This is a genomic window from Zoogloea sp. (assembly GCF_028693495.1).
Taxonomy (GTDB): Bacteria; Pseudomonadota; Gammaproteobacteria; order Burkholderiales; family Rhodocyclaceae; genus Zoogloea.
The window spans coordinates 32,421-49,837 of record NZ_JAQUVG010000012.1 but is presented as its reverse complement, the minus strand read 5'-3'; the positions used below and the strand labels follow the sequence as shown (position 1 = coordinate 49,837).

17 protein-coding genes are annotated in these 17,417 nt (G+C 53.1%); 1 reads left to right on the top strand and 16 read right to left on the bottom strand.

What is annotated here, in order from left to right:
• Positions 1–371: UDP-N-acetylglucosamine 2-epimerase (locus PHD22_RS03845; RefSeq protein WP_299862518.1), on the bottom strand; the 371-nt coding region annotated here is incomplete at its 3' end.
• 262 nt (positions 372–633) lie between these two features.
• On the opposite strand from PHD22_RS03845, the gene PHD22_RS03840 reads away from it, so the two are divergent.
• Positions 634–1,923 (top strand): right-handed parallel beta-helix repeat-containing protein, encoded by a 1,290-nt coding sequence (locus PHD22_RS03840; protein ID WP_299862515.1) that lies wholly within the window; start codon positions 634–636, stop codon positions 1,921–1,923.
• Between the two features lie 138 nt (positions 1,924–2,061).
• Here the strand turns inward: PHD22_RS03840 and PHD22_RS03835 are convergent, their stop codons facing one another.
• The 15 genes from PHD22_RS03835 to pseB form a co-directional block, all read right to left on the bottom strand.
• Positions 2,062–3,477, bottom strand: a complete 1,416-nt coding sequence (locus PHD22_RS03835; protein WP_299862513.1) for a mannose-1-phosphate guanylyltransferase/mannose-6-phosphate isomerase — start codon at positions 3,475–3,477, stop codon at positions 2,062–2,064.
• A 46-nt stretch (positions 3,478–3,523) separates the two neighbouring features.
• Positions 3,524–4,681 carry a glycosyltransferase gene (locus tag PHD22_RS03830; RefSeq protein ID WP_299862512.1) on the bottom strand — a complete coding sequence of 386 codons (1,158 nt, stop codon included), beginning with the start codon at positions 4,679–4,681 and terminating at the stop codon, positions 3,524–3,526.
• Positions 4,682–4,755: 74 nt separating this feature from the next.
• The gene (locus PHD22_RS03825) at positions 4,756–5,256 is read right to left on the bottom strand and encodes a WbuC family cupin fold metalloprotein (protein ID WP_299862510.1); all 501 of its coding nucleotides are present in this window, start codon (positions 5,254–5,256) and stop codon (positions 4,756–4,758) included.
• Between the two features lie 108 nt (positions 5,257–5,364).
• The gene (gene pseI / locus PHD22_RS03820) at positions 5,365–6,411 is read right to left on the bottom strand and encodes a pseudaminic acid synthase (RefSeq protein WP_299862507.1); all 1,047 of its coding nucleotides are present in this window, start codon (positions 6,409–6,411) and stop codon (positions 5,365–5,367) included.
• Positions 6,412–6,460: 49 nt separating this feature from the next.
• Positions 6,461–7,468: a hypothetical protein gene (locus PHD22_RS03815; protein WP_299862504.1), complete on the bottom strand. Its 1,008-nt coding sequence runs from the start codon at positions 7,466–7,468 to the stop codon at positions 6,461–6,463.
• A gap of 4 nt (positions 7,469–7,472) precedes the next feature.
• Entirely contained in the window at positions 7,473–8,129 is a 657-nt protein-coding gene (locus PHD22_RS03810; protein WP_299862501.1) for a hypothetical protein, read from the bottom strand.
• 65 nt (positions 8,130–8,194) lie between these two features.
• A complete protein-coding gene (locus PHD22_RS03805) occupies positions 8,195–9,103 on the bottom strand; it encodes a CoA ester lyase (RefSeq protein WP_299862499.1) in 909 nt (302 codons plus the stop codon).
• 2 nt (positions 9,104–9,105) lie between these two features.
• Entirely contained in the window at positions 9,106–9,567 is a 462-nt protein-coding gene (locus tag PHD22_RS03800; protein WP_299862496.1) for a MaoC family dehydratase, read from the bottom strand.
• Position 9,568: 1 nt separating this feature from the next.
• Positions 9,569–10,255 (bottom strand): pseudaminic acid cytidylyltransferase, encoded by a 687-nt coding sequence (pseF, locus tag PHD22_RS03795; protein WP_299862493.1) that lies wholly within the window; start codon positions 10,253–10,255, stop codon positions 9,569–9,571.
• A 163-nt stretch (positions 10,256–10,418) separates the two neighbouring features.
• Complete coding sequence (locus PHD22_RS03790; RefSeq protein WP_299862491.1) at positions 10,419–11,678, bottom strand: hypothetical protein; 1,260 nt, start codon at positions 11,676–11,678, stop codon at positions 10,419–10,421.
• A gap of 1 nt (position 11,679) precedes the next feature.
• Positions 11,680–12,441: a hypothetical protein gene (locus PHD22_RS03785; RefSeq protein WP_299862489.1), complete on the bottom strand. Its 762-nt coding sequence runs from the start codon at positions 12,439–12,441 to the stop codon at positions 11,680–11,682.
• Between the two features lie 94 nt (positions 12,442–12,535).
• Complete coding sequence (locus tag PHD22_RS03780) at positions 12,536–13,789, bottom strand: hypothetical protein (protein WP_299862487.1); 1,254 nt, start codon at positions 13,787–13,789, stop codon at positions 12,536–12,538.
• Between the two features lie 80 nt (positions 13,790–13,869).
• Positions 13,870–15,201 carry a hypothetical protein gene (locus PHD22_RS03775; RefSeq protein ID WP_299862484.1) on the bottom strand — a complete coding sequence of 444 codons (1,332 nt, stop codon included), beginning with the start codon at positions 15,199–15,201 and terminating at the stop codon, positions 13,870–13,872.
• A complete protein-coding gene (pseC, locus tag PHD22_RS03770; RefSeq protein WP_299862481.1) occupies positions 15,198–16,352 on the bottom strand; it encodes a UDP-4-amino-4,6-dideoxy-N-acetyl-beta-L-altrosamine transaminase in 1,155 nt (384 codons plus the stop codon). The genes PHD22_RS03775 and pseC overlap by 4 nt, the downstream gene beginning before the upstream one ends.
• Positions 16,352–17,350 (bottom strand): UDP-N-acetylglucosamine 4,6-dehydratase (inverting), encoded by a 999-nt coding sequence (gene pseB / locus PHD22_RS03765; RefSeq protein WP_299862478.1) that lies wholly within the window; start codon positions 17,348–17,350, stop codon positions 16,352–16,354. The genes pseC and pseB overlap by 1 nt, the downstream gene beginning before the upstream one ends.
• Positions 17,351–17,417 lie beyond the last annotated feature (67 nt).

The following is a 17,417-nucleotide window of genomic DNA, read 5'->3' as shown; positions in this document are numbered from 1 at the left end:
CCCGCCTCCACATGGGCCACCGGAATGTCGAGCTTCTTGGCATCGATGGAGCAGGCCAGGGTGGAATTCACATCGCCCACCACCAGCACGCAGTCGGGCCGGGCCTTCTGGCAGATCTCCTCGAAGGCCACCATGATCTTGGCGGTCTGGGTGGCGTGGCTGCCGCCACCGGCCTCCAGGTGGTAATCCGGCTTGGGGATGCCCAGCTCGTCGAAGAAGACATCGCTCATCTCCCGGTCGTAGTGCTGGCCGGTGTGGACGATCCGGAACTCGAAACGGTCGGCCCGCGCCTGCAGGGCACGCACGATCGGCGCGATCTTCATGAAGTTGGGCCGGGCGCCGGCGACCAGGTAAATCAGGGAACGGGACATGCTGCGCGCCCCCATTACAGCCGCCACACCCGGGCGCCCGCCGCTTCCGGCGCTGCCGGATCGGGATCGTAGAAGCTCTTCACGTCCGCAAACACACCTAGTTGCCGGCAAACACCTTGTGGAGTAGCAAGGCGGCGCAGCACACCCAGCTGTCTCTACCAACGAGCCAGCCCTCCCGCTGCCCACCATTGTCAGAAGAAGAGAACCAAAACATTCCCCCCGAAGTATTGGACAATCATTACCTCACACTTGGGGGTATGCAATGGACCGTCGAAACGCCATTGGCAAATTGCTTGGAACCGCGCTTTGGAGCCTCTCTGGCCTCGCCTTGAGTCAGGATACTGAGCAAACAACTCGCCTCAGCAGAAAGGTCATCAATATACAAGATCTTGGCGCGGACCCATCCGGCAAGAGGGATTCGACCAATGCGCTTCAAGAGGCAATTAACCGCCTGACAAAGAGCGGAGGACAGATCTACATCCCCGAAGGTGTTTATCTGATCTCTCGCACGCTGGAAATGATCAATCCGGAGAATGCCCGTGGGCCAGCTATCCTCTTCTATGGCGACGGCGAACAGGTAAGTGTCTTGCAGTCCGCAGTGCAGTCTGGCCCTCTTTTGCGCATCAGGGGCGTCCCGGTGAAAGGGCCGATAAGTTCGACGTTTTTCCGCGGCGGCGGCATGCGAGACCTGGGATTCGATGGAGACAACGGCGGGCCGGAGCACGACGCGCTGGAAGTTCTCGGTTGGTGGCACGCTGAACTAAGCCACATCCGTATCACCCGCTTTTCTCGTCATGGGATTCGCGCCATAACTGACCGGGCAATCAACGCCAACCCCGACTTCACTGCGCCGGTACTATTCCTCCGTTCTGTACTGATCGAACGCTGCGGAGGGTGGGGATTTATCGATGACGGTGGCCCTCAGGGCGCACCGGCATGGAGTTGGGACCGCTGCATTTTCAGCCTATGCTATCGAGGCGGTGCCTACATCCAGAGTTCATCCCATAGCTTCACCAAATGCGCCTTCAGCGGATGCGGATGGCAAAGCGAAACCACGGCGCCAGCCAAGGAAGCCTGGGGGCTCTTCTTCGACGGCTCCGTCACAGCCACCAGCCGTCAATGGGTTGAAGGCTGCGAGTTCGATACAAATCTGACTGCGCACATCGGCGCCAGGTTTCTCAGCAGCAGCACCTTTGCGAACAACCGGTTTATCTTCAACGATCGGTGCAGGGCAGGCCGTCTCTGTCCGTCTGCGGGGGTCCAGTTCGGCGTAGGCGATGCCCGAGCCGCTGTTCGCAGCGTCGAATTTAGTCAATCCATATTCAGGTTTGACAAAGGTGGAGAAGCCGTTGGGTTCGACTGGGTAAATACCGCCAACGTGAGGGATATCGAAATCCGTAGTTCAATCTTCTCGGACAACAGCAAAAACACCTTGGCCTTAACCCGCTATCGTGGCAACAACCCGGGAGGTCGGGGAGAAGAGTTTGGCTACGTGATACGTGATCGCGACCGCAGCTCAAATCGCCAACCTGCACCCAGAACGGCAGACTGATTCACGAATGCCTGCGGGGACAAGCGCAAAACGATCACGAGCATGCCAGCCATGGCCCGCAATGACATAAGGAAGAAAGGTTTCCTTTTGTCATTGCGGTCATAGCACGCACTATTCAATCACTTTTCGTGACATGCGCTACTTCGTCCGCCCGTATTGATCGTCGAAACGCACGATGTCGTCCTCGCCCAGGTAAGAGCCGGACTGCACCTCGATCAGCTCCAGCGGCACCTTGCCCGGGTTCTCCAGGCGGTGTCTTTCGCCCAGCGGAATGTATGTGGACTGGTTCTCGCCCAGCAGAATGTCCCGCTCTCCATTCACCACGCGGGCCGTGCCTTTGACCACGATCCAGTGCTCCGCCCGGTGATAGTGCATCTGCAGGCTCAAGGCAGCGCCCGGATTGACGACGATGCGCTTCACCTGGAAGCGCTCGCCCGCATCGATGCCCTCATAACTGCCCCACGGGCGCAGCACGCGGCGATGGAATACCGACTCCCCCCGCCCTTCGGCGTTGAGGCGTTCGACGATCTTCTTGACGTCCTGGGTACGGTCCTTGGTGGTCACGAGAGTCGCATCGGCCGTCTCGACGATCACCAGATTCTCGACGCCGATTGCCGCCACCATCCGGCTCTCCGCACGGATGTAACAGTCGCGCACGTCCTCGACCAGCACGTCGCCCGTGAGCGTATTGCCAGACTCATCCCGCGCCACCACCTCGGACAGCGCAGACCACGAACCCACGTCGCTCCAGCCAAGATCCGCAGCCTCCACCACCGCAGCGCGGCTCGTGTGCTCCATCACCGCATAATCGATGGACTCGGACGGGCACACCGAAAAGGCGGCTTCATCAAGGCGCACAAAGTCTAGGTCTTCCTTTGCATACTTGACGGCCAGGCGTGCCTGTTCAAGCATCGCCGGCTGGTGGATAGCCAGTTCCTCCAGGTACACCGACGCCTTCAGAACGAAGATGCCACTGTTCCAGTAGTAACCACCATCGGCCAGAAACGTCTCCGCAGTCTTGTGATCCGGCTTCTCGACAAAAGCCTCTACCTCATAGGCACCATCAGCCAGCCCCTTGCCACGGCGGATGTAGCCATATCCCGTGTGCGGCGACACCGGCTTGATCCCGAAAGTCACGAGGTAATCATCTTTGGCCAACTGGGCTGCACGCTCCACGTAACACCGCAGCTTATCTTCATCGAGAATCACATGATCCGACGGCCACACCAGCAGCACGGCATTCGGGTCCAACCGGAGCGCTGCAACGGCTGCCACCGCAACAGCCGGTGCGGTATTGCGACCAACCGGCTCCAGCAGAATCGACGACGGCTTCACGTTGATCGCCCGCAGTTGCTCGGCAACGACAAAACGCTGCTCGGCGTTACTTATGATGATCGGAGCCACCAGGTCAGGCATGTCCTGAATGCGCAGCGCCGTCTGCTGAAGCATGGTCTTTTCGCCTGCAAGAGCGAGAAACTGCTTGGGGTACGCAGCACGGGACAGCGGCCACATGCGCGTACCGCTACCGCCGGAGAGAATCACAGGAATTAACATCGTTGAACCTTGAAGTAGAAAACGATTGAACCGTGATCCGATCGCTTTACGAGCCGGCAAGCAACCCGGAATACACCTTCATCATCCGTTCGGTAGAAACCTGTTCGGTGAACTCAGTCTCAAAACGCAGTCTTGCCCCACGGGCAAATTTTTCACGCAGCTCGCCGGAAGCCAGCAGTTCATTACACGCTTCCACCAAGGCCCTCGGGTCTGCCACTGGCACATTGATACCACTCTCTCCGTGGGCATTCACCCAGGACACCCCAGAACCGGGGATCTGGGTGGCCACGATCGGCAATCCGTGAGACATGGCCTCAATCAACACGACACCAAACGCTTCAGAGCGCTCGACGGACGGCAGGCAAAATAATGCCGCTTGACGAAACAGGGCACGCAAGGCGCTGTCCTCCTGCCGGCCCGCCAAGATTACTTTGTCCGCCAAACCGCCTTGATTGATCTGAGCTTCAAGCTCAGCCTTTCGCGGCCCCGTACCGACGATCACCACCACAGCATCGCCCTGAAAATGGGGGGCCGCATCGATCAGCACTGGAAAACCCTTGTAGGGCACGAGCCGACCGATGGCCAAAATGATCCGCCGTCCCCTGATACGCCGTGCCAGTTCTTCCGGAATTAGATCTTCGCTGCGCGGGGGTGCTACATCAGCAACGCCAATCGGCACCACTGAAATCTTGTCGGTGTAAGGCGCCAACGGGAGCGACGCCTTGGCGTAAGCCTCCGAGGTACAGACGATACGATCCGCACGTCTCAGCATTGCGCCTTCCAATGGCTTTACCAGCTTACCGATGAGCCCCTTGTCCACGATGTCGCTATGCCAATGAATGACCAGGCGCGGGCCACGTCCGAGCATCGCTGCAGCCAGGGAGGCAAGCAAATTCGGCGCGTGAAGATGAATGAGGTCCGCCCCGCGCCCCTCTTCAAGGAGCCAGCGGAAATACCGAAGCCCCATCGGCTGGGATGCCTTCAGCATCTGTATCGGTGCCCGCAGCACACGCACGCCATCTGAAGCGCCATCGTCCGGCGCTTCGCCCTTGCGAAAGCACACGACACTGACCGAATGCCCGGCCGCCTGTGCCCCACGCGCCACGCTACTCGTGACGCTTTCAATACCGCCCATATCTGGAGGGTAATACTTACCCCAATGCACAACCTTAGCCATTTTTTCCAATCCGCTCAAAGAAAACATATCAGCGCCGACGTAGCCGAAAAAAACGCCACGGCAAGACCTGCCCTAAGCAGAGGCAATAATGGTCATGTCAATCACACACCAACACCTGTTGATTGCTTTGCGAATCGCCTCATCTCCTCAAGGAATTCGGCTGCCATCTGCGTCCCTTCTGGTGGTGACCAAGGCGCAAATTCCTTAGCACCGGCTGGATCGAAAGGCCCTGCTTTGACCTCGAAGACAACTGACTGCGGCGCAAGGGCCACAACCATATGCCATTCATCAGGAAAAACCTCCACGCCAACGGAAGTGCATCCGACACCTGCGTGCAACTCGGAGCCGAAAAGCTCGACCCGACTCGGCACACCTTCATCATCGAAGGTAATCAGCCCAAATAACCCACGGACCGCGATCAAAGTCTCCACACGGGGATCGATTGAATGCCGATGCGGTCGGATGTAGCTCTGTTCTCCTATGGCATTGAACAAACGCTGACAGGGGTCCACATAACTCGGATGGAGATTCAGATGCATACGCCCCCTACCTGAGCCCACCGCCGCCAGCGACAACTCAATCAGCCGTTCATATGTGAGCACAGACACACCCCCTCAGATCGCAATCAAAGAGCGCCGCGGCACCTTGCTAGGGCATGACGAAGCAACTCGTCGTGCCACGTATCAAAAAAACTCAATGATCTCTTGTTCTCAGTCGAACAGATCCCACGAAACTGGCGTACCTTTCTTGACAGCCTTTCTGACCTGACGCCCCAACAACATTTCATAGAATTTCGGCGGGAGACCCTGTCCAGGCCTGACACGACGCAAATTATCGATCGTCAAAACATCACCCGGCTCAAGATCGGCGCCGATGTAAAGAGAACGGCGCCGGGTGCGGGGTTTTTCCTCGGCGGCGGTAGGTCCGTAAATAATCTTTCCAATCGACTGCCACGCACGCTCCGTCTCGATCACCAGGGAGGCCAGTTCTGCCGGTTCAAGGGAAAATGCCGAATCAACCCCGCCATCGGCCCTCGCGAGCGTAAAGTGCTTCTCGATCACCGTCGCACCAAATGCTACGGCCGCAACGGCGGCACCGATACCCATCGTGTGATCCGACAGCCCCACTTCACAACCGAACAGATCACGCATGTGTGCAATGGTCCGGACATTGGAGTTCTCAGGAGAAGCAGGATAGTTACTGGTGCACTTAAGCAATACCAGTTCTTTGCAACCAGCCGCCCTGGCCGTATCAACCGCCTCAGCGATCTCGGCGATCGTTGCCATTCCTGTCGAAATGATCAACGGTTTTCCGGTCTGCGCAGCTCGGCGGATCAACGGGAGATCAATACACTCAAATGAGGCAATTTTATAAAAGGGCGCATCCAGCGTCTCAAGAAAATCAACGGCGGTCTCATCAAAAGGAGAACTGAAACACAGCACTCCCTTTTCTCTGGCACGCTCAAAAATAGGGGCATGCCATTCCCAGGGCGTATAAGCCTGCTGGTAAAGCGAATGCAATGCCTGGCCAGCCCAGAGCGACTTGGAGTCGTTGATGGTAAATTCACCCTCGGTGATGTCGAGCGTCATCGTATCCGCAGTGAATGTCTGCAGTTTGATGGCCTGCGCTCCGGCTTCAGCCGCAGCGTCAACAATCGCAAGAGCCCGGTCAAGGGACTTGTTATGATTGCCCGACATCTCCGCGATTATAAAAGGACGGATGTCCTTACCGATGTACTGATCCATACTTTTGACCATTTATTCAATCTCCTAGCCTTCGTATCCAACCAACAAACGCCTGATGCGCTCAGCGTGGGCCACAAGCTGTCTGCAATACTGCCGCCACGCGGCGAACCCCATCCATATCGATTGCACGGGATGCACGCTGAAGCATTTCGGCTCGAAACTCGGGCCGGGAAAGCTGCAGCAAGGCATCCGCAATGCCATCCTGATTCACGGCCCCGATCTCTCCCAGACTGATCAGCGCCCCCGTACTCTGTGCGAGTTCATCAGAGGCAATCGCATTGCTGGCCTGATGGCCATAAGCGATCACCGGCATCCCCAAAGAAAGAAACTCGTAAGTACTGACGCCGAATGCCGTCAAAAGCACATCCGCCCTCAGGATTTCCCCATGATCGAACTCCCGGAATTCGACATTCGATGGAAGGTCCCGAGGAATAGCATTCTTGAATGCATAATCGCTTCCGTAGAAAAACACGAACCGATACGCTTTGAAAATATCATTTCGAACGACGCCATAGATGCGACGCAAGGTATCAAGCGGGTCCGTACCACCGGCAGAAACAGCAACATTATGCACACCGCCGGCAAACCTCCCCTTCATCGGCAGCAAGGAAATATCTGGATGAAACACCACATACTCGAGGCCGCGGAAAACCATTGGCCGACTATCAAACTGACCAAAAAAATCCTGATTGACTCTTGAGGACGGATAGATGAAAACATCCGCGCGGGGGCCTGATGCGCTCATGTTCTGATAGAACACGACCTTGCTTATCTCACGCAGTCTCTCGATAAAACCGTAACTGAAGTCAAGGATGGCATCCACATAATAAATATCGACATCATGTGACGCGATATATGAACAGGTTGCTTCTTCAGCCTCGGCCTCATGAAGCGGCTTCACCAGAAAATCAAATCCCGCTTCGAGGCGAGCAGACCAGAAGGGCGACTCCAAGAATGAGAAGATGACTTCGTGGCCATCCTCCCGAAGCTTCCTGGCGAGGGTGACACTCCTATAAAAGTGGCCCAACCCAACCTTCCCACCCGCATCGACCCGGAACAAAATTTTCATCGCGTCACTTCGTCGAGCCGATGACACGCGCAGGGCTACCAACGACCTTCGCGTAATCCGGCACATCCTTGAGCACAACGGAACCAATTCCCGTCACGGACCACTCACCGAGGCTAACAAACTCAAGCGTTGTCGCGTTCGTGCCAAGATAAGCGCCTTCCTTCAAATGGACATCCGCTCCGATGCAAGCGTTGTTGGCCACATAGCTGTAATTATCGAGCTTGGCACCGTGCCCGACGAGCGCCTGGGCGAAAATCTGCACATGATTTCCGATACGGGTGTTGGGACCGACAGAGACGAACGGCTGGATGCAAACCCCATAACCTATCTTGGCAAACTTCGACACAACGGCGGTCGGGTGGATAATGGTGGCGAAGCGCTCTTCCGGGATCTGGAGGTCGGTCAACTTCGACAGATAACGATAATTGAGCTTGACGGAAATCAGCGTGTAGAAAAAATAAACATCTGGATCGGCAAGGTAACGGTCAACAGTCGCCTTGTCGATCTTTCCGAGTACGGGGTACCCGTTAACCTCCGTCAAATCGCCGTCGTTCAAAAACCCAAGCAACTCCCACTGTTTTTCAACCGCGTTGATGTCTTCGACAGTCGACTGCACTACGGACCCATTTCCGTAACCGCCCATGATAATCAGCTTCTTCATCTCGTCCCCGATTCTCAAAACCAAAACCATTATGCCTGGAGCCTGCCGCGACAGGCTCCGCTGTATTATTCGACCCGGCTCTTGACCCTGGACTGCACCAATCGTGCCTTCGCAAGAGTTTTTGCTGCAGCCTTCACCATCGGTGGCCCGATGAATTTTGTACCGATCATTGCAACGCCCCGGCCCTCTTCAATGGCCTTCTTCGCGAGCGTCAACATCGTCTCCGCACTCTGAATTTCTTCTTCAGTTGGCGTGAAATACCGATGCACCAAGGGCAACTCCTTGGGATTCAATACCAGCATACCTTCATAACCGAGATTCTTAACGTAGATGAGGTTCTTCTCCAAATCCACAAGATCGTGCACCTTGATATGAACCGTATCAATCGGAATCACGCCGTTAGCCCGCGCTGCCATCGCTATCATCGCCCGTGCAGTCTGGATACTTTGCCCATCTGCGTCATGAATGCCTTGAAGATCGGTAATGTAGTCTTCGCAGCCAAAGGCAATGGCAATGACTCTTGTTGAGGCCGTACAAATATCCTGAGCGTTCAAAACTGCGGCCGCTGTTTCAATCAGGGGGATCAGCTTGAAGGTCCCAACGGGAAGACCTTTTTCATACTCGATCGTCTCGAGCAGCTTGTCGATAAAATAGACGTCCTCACCCTTACACGACTTGGGGCACATGAAACCCGCGACACCGTCAATGGTGAGCTCGGTAAGATCACGTAAAAGCTGTCCGCTTTCACGGTCATTAATTCTCGGAAAAACAAGGTAGTCCTTGAACCGACCAGCCGATACATATTCTTTGATATTTGAACGCGCGACAGCCTTATTAGCGACCGGCTGAACCGAGTCCTCTATATCGAGCAACAACACATCAGCGTCACTGGTAGATGCCTTGTTGAGCAGCTTTTCGTTGTGTGCGGGAACGAACATCAAGCTGCGGATCAAATACTTCTCCGAATGCTCCATGATCAGCTCCTCTTGATGAGTGCACTTCTTCTGAAGCGGATAACCGCAACGCCGTCCTGATTGAAGCCGGTCGTCTCGAATGAAACAACACCACGGTCGGTCTTGGACTCCGACTCGCGCTTAGAAAGGATCTTCGTGGAAGCGTAAATGGTATCGCCCACATGCACCGGGGCAAGATGCTCCACGCTTTCATAACCGAGGTTGGCAATCGCCTTACCACTGATGTCCGCCACCGTAATGCCAACCGTCAGCGAAAAAACCAGCGTCCCGACTACCAGAACCCGGCCATGCTGGTTCTTGCTCGCATAATCCGCATTGATATGAACCGGATGATGATTCATCGTCAGCAAAGAAAAGAGATTGTTATCGCTCTCAAAAATAGTCTTCGAGAGATCGTGACGAATCTCAGCACCAACTTCGAAATCTTCGAAGTAGTTGCCCATACGCATGATCTGCATTGCCATTTCAAGTCCTCCCTAGTTGATTCAAGTACTGGTACTTCAGCTCAGCCATCTTCCAGTCGATTTCGGTATCGATATCCTGCGCCTCGACTTCGGATATTTCGAACCCGAACCGATTGTCACCACGCAAACAACAAGCAGACTTCATCCAGTAAAACTGACCCGCATCGTGAAACGCTGGGTCGAGATCCTGTGAGCGAGTGTATTTGTGTTCCGGGTGCAACATCTCCACACGCCCCTCGCCCGTCATCTTCAGTGCTCTCTCTATCGCATAACCGAAGCGAACCAAAGGCCGAACGGAATCCGCCCCCTTGCCAATCAGTAACTCGTAGCCTTTCTGAAGACTCTCTACCGTAATTAACGGTGCGGTCGGCAAGATGCAACAGATGTTCTCAAAGCTTCGCCCCAGGGCCAGATACTTTTCCTTGACCTCCTCGATGACGTCTGCGAGCGGTGCAAAATCGTTCGCTGTCTCAGGGCTGCGCATGAATGGCACCTTGGCGCCGCAGGCCAAAGCGACCTCGGCAATCTCGGGGTCATCGGTGGAAACCATTACTTCGTCGAACAAACCACTACCGAGGGCAACCTCAATTGAATAGCTGACAATTGGTTTACCAAGAAAGAACTTAACGTTCTTCCTTGAAATTCGCTTGCTTCCCCCTCTTGCGGGGATGATCGCCAGACTCACCATGAAACACCAATTATAGTAATCACTCGACCAAAATTTCAGGAACTATAAAAATCCAAAACTCAGAAAAGTACACCGATTTTTGAACAAAGCACTTCCACATTTTCTGACATCACGTTCTGAACGACACCTTATAAATGAAATACATTTTCACACCCTTATTTTTTTAGAAAGCCTGCGTTAAAACGGACAGTCCAACAAAGCCTAAAAGAGCCAAAGACCAAGTTCGAATCAATCGAACACCGTGCCTCCACATGACTAAAATTTGAGTAAGAAAATAAAAAACCATAACCAGAGAGTGAATAGGCACGAATTTTTGCAAAGTAACTTCGCCCTGGATCAAGACCCACCAAGCTAAGGGTAGGGCCATCGCGAAATAAACAACAGATGCGCGAACAGAAAATATAGAAATCTGCCTTCTTGCATTAACAAGATCGTTAATAGAAATTGCAGACCATAAAATGCACTGTACCAAAATCAACAACCCAACCCTCTGATTCGCCGCAAACGATTTTTGGAACGCCGGCCCCAAAAGAAAGCCCAGCCAACCACTAGCCACCCAAAAAGCAATCACACAGAATATTACCGCACCACCAATAATCGGCAACTTCTTCTCAAGCTCTTGCTCTGGCATTTCAAATATTTTTCTAAACCCTGCAACTAAAATTATTTGATGCGCAACAATTGGAATTGCGGTAGCGCGAAACAGTATGGCGTACTCCGCCATAAGTGGAGCAGCCGCCAAAAACCCAACCCCAATACGACCAGACGTAGTAGCCAAAAATGAAAGCAACGCTCCGAGCATCAGCGGCATGGATGTTCGAAGAGTTGAAAAATAAGATGCTTCTACTTCAGCCTTTGCTGCCAATAAAAATTGGCGCAAGGTTCTAATTATCAAAATAAAAAAATAAAAAATAAGCGCACAGACAACCCACATCCATCGCGTCGAAAAATCTAAAGAAAAGAAATACGCACCAGACGCAGCCATTGCCAAGAGAGACCAGAAACCAGCATCAACAAGCAATGAGGCTTCCCCCCTCCCCAAAGATTTGAGAGTAACACTCCAAAGAGTCTGGAGCATGATGGTGCCAACACCTAAAGCAGACAACCACCAAATATTTGAAAGATTGAGATAAAAACCCAATACAGCAAACAACCCTAAAAACGCTGTACATACTAACTGATGGGTCAGAATCGATTTCAGCGAAGCTGAGCTCACCTTTCGAACAACAACCAAAGGCACAGCACCAACCGTGCCCAGTCCAAGCAAAGTGGCACCCATAGTCGCAACAGCCTGAACAAACTCAACGGTCCCGTAATCTGCTGGTGACAGAAGATTTGCTAGGACTATGGGAGCAATAAACAAACTTCCACGAGCAAAACCAAACGAAATAAAATAAGCCAACAAGCGAAAAAATTTCGGCATATCAAGAGCGTCGCTTAATATAGACTTTTTTTTCGATCAGGCGCTTATCAACAACACGGCTTAAGTCGTCTCGGTGATCAGGCAGAGCGGGTCTAGAAAGTCGTCGAATTGACGCAGACACATATAACCCCGGCTCAACTAAGCTAGTAGCAACGGACGTGCCCCCACCAACGATAATGCCTTTGGCGACTCTCACTCCCATAGAAATCAAACAAGCCGATCCAATATAAACATTATTTTCGATAACAATTCGGCCATCTATGCGATACCTGCCAGAACCTTCAACGTCATGAACATACCCATGAGTCCAAAGCTGACTACCTGCTCCAGCTAAAATACTATGCTCTCCAAATAAAACCGATTGTGTGCAATCAATACGATGATCGGAAGTAATCTTCGCCCCGGCACCCAGCTTTAACTGAGAAAACCCTACGGAAACTCCAGGACGCGCTCTTAAAATACGATTTCTATTCCCAAGAGCTGCGCGCTCGCGTAGAACCAGAGAAAAAGGCCCCTTGACAGTATTCAAATGTCCGACACGCCCACCCTTTCGTATGAGCAATTTAGAAACACCAATAAAATTTAAGTGACCTATACGCACATCACTATCGAGAGCAAAAAAATCACACCAGAAAAAAGTAAATCCAACCTTTGCACCAGACCGAACAGAGTGGCCCATCAAGTTCAGAGCCGGCCTTATCAACCCCGTTGGAAACAGAAAAAAAAGAATTAGCGTGAATATCTTTTTCAACATATCGGTCATTAATATAAAAATCGTCCATCAACTCTAGACTGAATTTTTCTCCTCTAAACATCTATTTTTCATAAACACACGCCAGTAAAAAAATCCATAAAAATTACCTCTTAACTGCAGTTCTTCTTACTCTATTTCCGGTCAAAACCCAAAACAATACAAAAGTATTAACCACATACATACCTTGAGCACTGATGAGAAAACTAACAACCGGCATGAAAAAAATCACTACACAAAAATAAACATAGATCGGCAACGCCTGCAAATATCCACCTCGCGCTTTTTCAGCCACGTATTTACAAATCAGTCCAAAAAAAAGCATCACCAGAGGGCCAAACCAGCCAAAATCCATCCACAACGTACCGAAGAATGTAGTAAAAATACCACTCCGATAATAAAGAGATTCCGTACTTAAGCTCTCCGTCAAGCCGAACACACTCAACGCTTTCAAATAAGGTGCAAAATGCCCAACACCATAACCAAACTCTTGACCATCCGGCCTATCCCACAAAAGGCCGAACTCAAAAAGCCCGTGCAAATAGTATTGAAATATCGGCATAACACTCGCCACAACTTGTCCAAGAGTATCTCCTTGACTCATCAAATGCAGGGCAAGTTCATTCGGCTTTATCGTATATCCGTAAACGGAATTCAGAATACTAAAAGCCAAATCCATATTCATTTGATCAAGGCGGGTCAGGAAAGCAAATACAGACACCCCCACCAATCCCAGCACACCCGCAATCACAGGCAATCCCATTTGACGTGGAAACGACCGTCCTTCATAAAGCGCGCACGTCGCTGCGAAATACATCATGCTGCAAGCAACAATCAACTGCGATCGCGAAAGCAAAAGCAATGAATCGAGCGCTGGCAACACAAACAAAACAACAGCTACCCACTTTGCGAATTTACTATTACTTCTATAAACAAACCCACCCCAAATAAGCATGAGAGGGATATAACAAAAAGGATATAGAACTGCACCAAGTGAAGCCAAAGGCCCAGCCGAAGCGTCAGCTAAAACCTCGCGGACCTCCAATGCCGACTCAACAGCACTGGCCCCACGGTTAATATAGCGATCGTAAACACGGATAGAGATTCCTATCGCACCGAGCGCTGAATAGGTCCAAAATGCGCCCGAGCTTAACTTTACCTCTTTGGCTATGCGACTGATCCCTCCTATACGAGCGCGGCGCCAAAAAGCACAGCCAAGAAGAAATGCGCTATACGATAGTCCGATATATGCAAGTGAGTCCCATGCCGGCAAAAAAACAACATCAAGAGGTGCTACGGCAAACAACACCAAATATACCAAGACACCAGCCAAGGCTATACGCTCTGGAAAAAATAGCATGATTAGTTCAATATGCGCTTTAAAGTAAAGAACAAGGCCAAAGACTAAATTACAAAAATCATGCCAAAAGCCTTCAATCGCTAATCACGTCTCAAAACAAGAGAAAGCGCCTCAGCAACTAAAGTTACATTCTTCGGCTCTACGCATTCTGGCGCTGAAAACGGATCAGACACGCGGCCGATGAAAGTCTGGTTCACGAATCGCTTTATCAGCCGCGTACCAAGGTCAAGATTGCCAACCCCCGCCGTCGGTTCGCTGATCAGCCGTTCTACCGCCAGCGACGGACTCGCGGCATGGAAATCCGGGAACTCGTTTTCGATGATCGGGTGACGCAGTGAAATGGCCCTGCCCTTGCCACAGATCGCCTCGAACCCAACAGTGCCGGTAACCGTGACCGCGCCAATACAAGCGGCGAGCGCCTCTGGCATGCCCATCTTGAATGGCAGCAGGCACACCCTTGGGTCGCTGCTGGCGAGCTCGAACAGGTCTTCATTCAGCTCATACTTGGCTTTTGGGTTGGCCTTGACTGCGATCTGATAATCGCGCGGTGCGGCTGAGAGCAATTCCCGGATCGTCTCGACCTGATCCGAATAGGGCCGACCCCACACATCGACGTTTGACTCAGGCTGCAACTGCATCGGATACAGGATTGTTTTGGCCGCGCTTTGTGGAACCTTCTGCATGGCAAACCAGCGTGCAGTGTTACGCTCTACGATTTTTTGCAGCGCGTACTTTCGGGCAATGGAGGGCGTGTTATAGCGTTCGCCCTGGATGCGGGCCCACCAGATCCGGCTACGGCTAATTGCCCAACGTGCCTTGCGACGCATCTTTTCGGCACGCCCAGGAACGCGCATATAGGCCGGCACTTCGGTACCGCTTGCGATACGCTGTGCAAGGTCACCGGCCTGCTCGTCGGTCCATGAGTCGCCGCTCTCGATGGCCGGCACCTGGGTATCATAGGCCAGAAGGCTGAAGCGGCCCCTCGGATAGCGTGTCCCCATGGGTTGCACGTACATCAGCCCTGCAGCCCGGCACAGGTCTATCGTGATGAGCTCATGGAACAGAGTGGATTCGCCAATGACGAGATCCGGCTGGAACTCTTTCAAGGCGTGGCCGATTTTTGCCTTGTAATGACTGTAATGGGCCGCACCAGCACCGAAGAAGGTTCGGCCCCGGTCGGTGATGACTTCCGGATGATGGACACGCACCCAAGCCTCTACATCAGCGGCGGGGGGCGCGGAGCCGAGGGGGTAAGGCAAGATATAAATCGGCGTGCCCTCCGGCATCTCCCTGGGGCGGAAGATGTGGTTCTGCACAATCCAGCCGATCTGGTGGCCCCGGGCCATGAGGCTCAGGGCCACCTTTTCCCAGAAGAGGGTCTTCTCCCGGTTCTCGACGAAAAGGATCTTCATGCGAGGGCGTCCGACAGCACGCTCACAACACGATCCTGTTGCTCATTAGTCAGTGTGGCGAACATGGGCAGACTGACGGCGCCCGCGTAGTAGGCTTCTGCCGCGGGGAAATCTCCCGGCTTGAAACCCAGCGTGCGGTAATAGGGCTGCAGATGCACGGGAATATAGTGCACATTGACACCGATTCCATTGGCGCGAAGGGTCTCGAATACCTGCTTGCGACGACTGGGGTCGTTCAAAACGATCACATAAAGATGCAAACCCGAAAGGTTCTCCGGATTCCGGACTGGACGCTTCAGCGGCAACGAGGCAAGGAGTTCATCGTAACGGGCGGCCAGTTCATGACGGCGGCGGATGTACGCATCGAGACGCCCGAGCTGACTCACCCCAAGCGCGGCCTGAATGTCGGTGATGCGATAGTTATAGCCGAGTCCTATCTGTTCGTAGTACCAGGGGCCGTCCGGCTCACGGGTCATTTCTGCCGGATTGCGGGTAATTCCGTGGGTTCTCAGGCGTGCCAGCTTTACCCCGAGTTCCGGGTTATTGGTGACGGCCATGCCCCCCTCGCCGGTCGTCACGATCTTGACCGGGTGGAAACTGAAAATGGTGATGTCGGAATAAGGCGCACCGCCGATCACGAACTCACCATAACGGCCGCCGATCGCATGCGAGGCATCATCGATGACTTTGAAGCGGTAGCGCTCCGCGAGGGCTTTGATCGCCTTGAGATCGCACGGCTCGCCGGCAAAATGCACAGGGATGACGATCTTTGGCAGACGCCCTTCACTTTCGGCCGCCTGAAGCTTCCGCTCCAGGAGTTCGATACTCATGTTGTGCGTCGCCGGATCGATATCGACGAAATCCACCTGCGCGCCGCAGTAAAGAGCGCAGTTTGCCGATGCGACAAACGTATTGGGACTGGTCCACAACCAATCGCCAGGGCCAAGGTCCAGAGCCAGACACGCAACATGCAGGGCGGAGGTTGCGCTGTTCATGGCCACGGCATGTGAAGCACCGCAATATTCCGCTACGGTCTTCTCGAATTTCTCAATTGCGGGCCCTTGAGTCAGAAAATCCGAGCGCAGGACTTCACAGACGGCCTTGATATCTTCATCGGTAATGTCTTGCCGACCGTAGGGAATAAATGTCATCAGATCGCTCCGATCTTGCTCTTGTTGGCTTCGATCCAGCCTTGCAGCTCGCTAACTTCCATCCACTCGGAATTGTTATCGCTGGCATAAACAAAGCCGTCCGGCACTCGCTTGCCGTCCTTGATCCGGAAGGGGTCACTGCTCCAGTTATGAATCGCCGGCAGAATCTTGAAATGCTCCGGATATTCATAGGTGAACATCGAGTCTTCGGCGCCAATCATCTGCTCATGGAGCTTTTCACCTGGACGGATCCCCACGACTTCCTGGCGGGCCTCCGGAGCCACGGCAGACGCAACATCAGTGACCTTCATCGACGGAATTTTCTTGACGTAAATCTCACCGCCAGCCATGTCTTCAAAGGCATGCCAGACGAGCTCGACACCTTGTTCGAGGGTGATCATGAAGCGGGTCATGCGCTCGTCGGTGATCGGCAGAACACCTTTGTCTTTTATCGACAGGAAGAAAGGAATGACGGAGCCGCGAGAGCCCATCACATTGCCATAGCGCACCACGGCAAACCGTGTGTCATGCCCCCCGGCATAAGAGTTACCCGCCACGAAAAGCTTGTCGGAAGCGAGTTTGGTCGCACCGTAAAGGTTGATCGGGCTGCTCGCCTTGTCGGTCGAAAGGGCAACAACACGCTTCACGCGCTTGTCGATGCACGCATCGATCAAGTTCATCGCACCATTGATGTTGGTTTTAACGCACTCGAAGGGGTTGTATTCAGCCGTCGGAACAATCTTGGTAGCTGCGGCATGAACCACGTAGTCAACACCATCAAGAGCCCTGTAAAGGCGCTCGCGATCACGCACGTCGCCTATGAAGAAACGGACACGCGAATCGCCCTGAAAAAGCTTAGCCATTTCCCATTGCTTCATCTCATCACGGGAATAAATGATGACTTTCTTCGGGTTATATTTCTCCAGCGTCATGGGAACAAACTTGTGACCGAAGGAGCCCGTACCGCCCGTAATCAGAATGGTAGAATTTTCAAGCATGTGCTTTTTCCAGAAAAATAAAACGAAAAACCCAACCTATTTATACAACCAACTTAAACCAAAAATC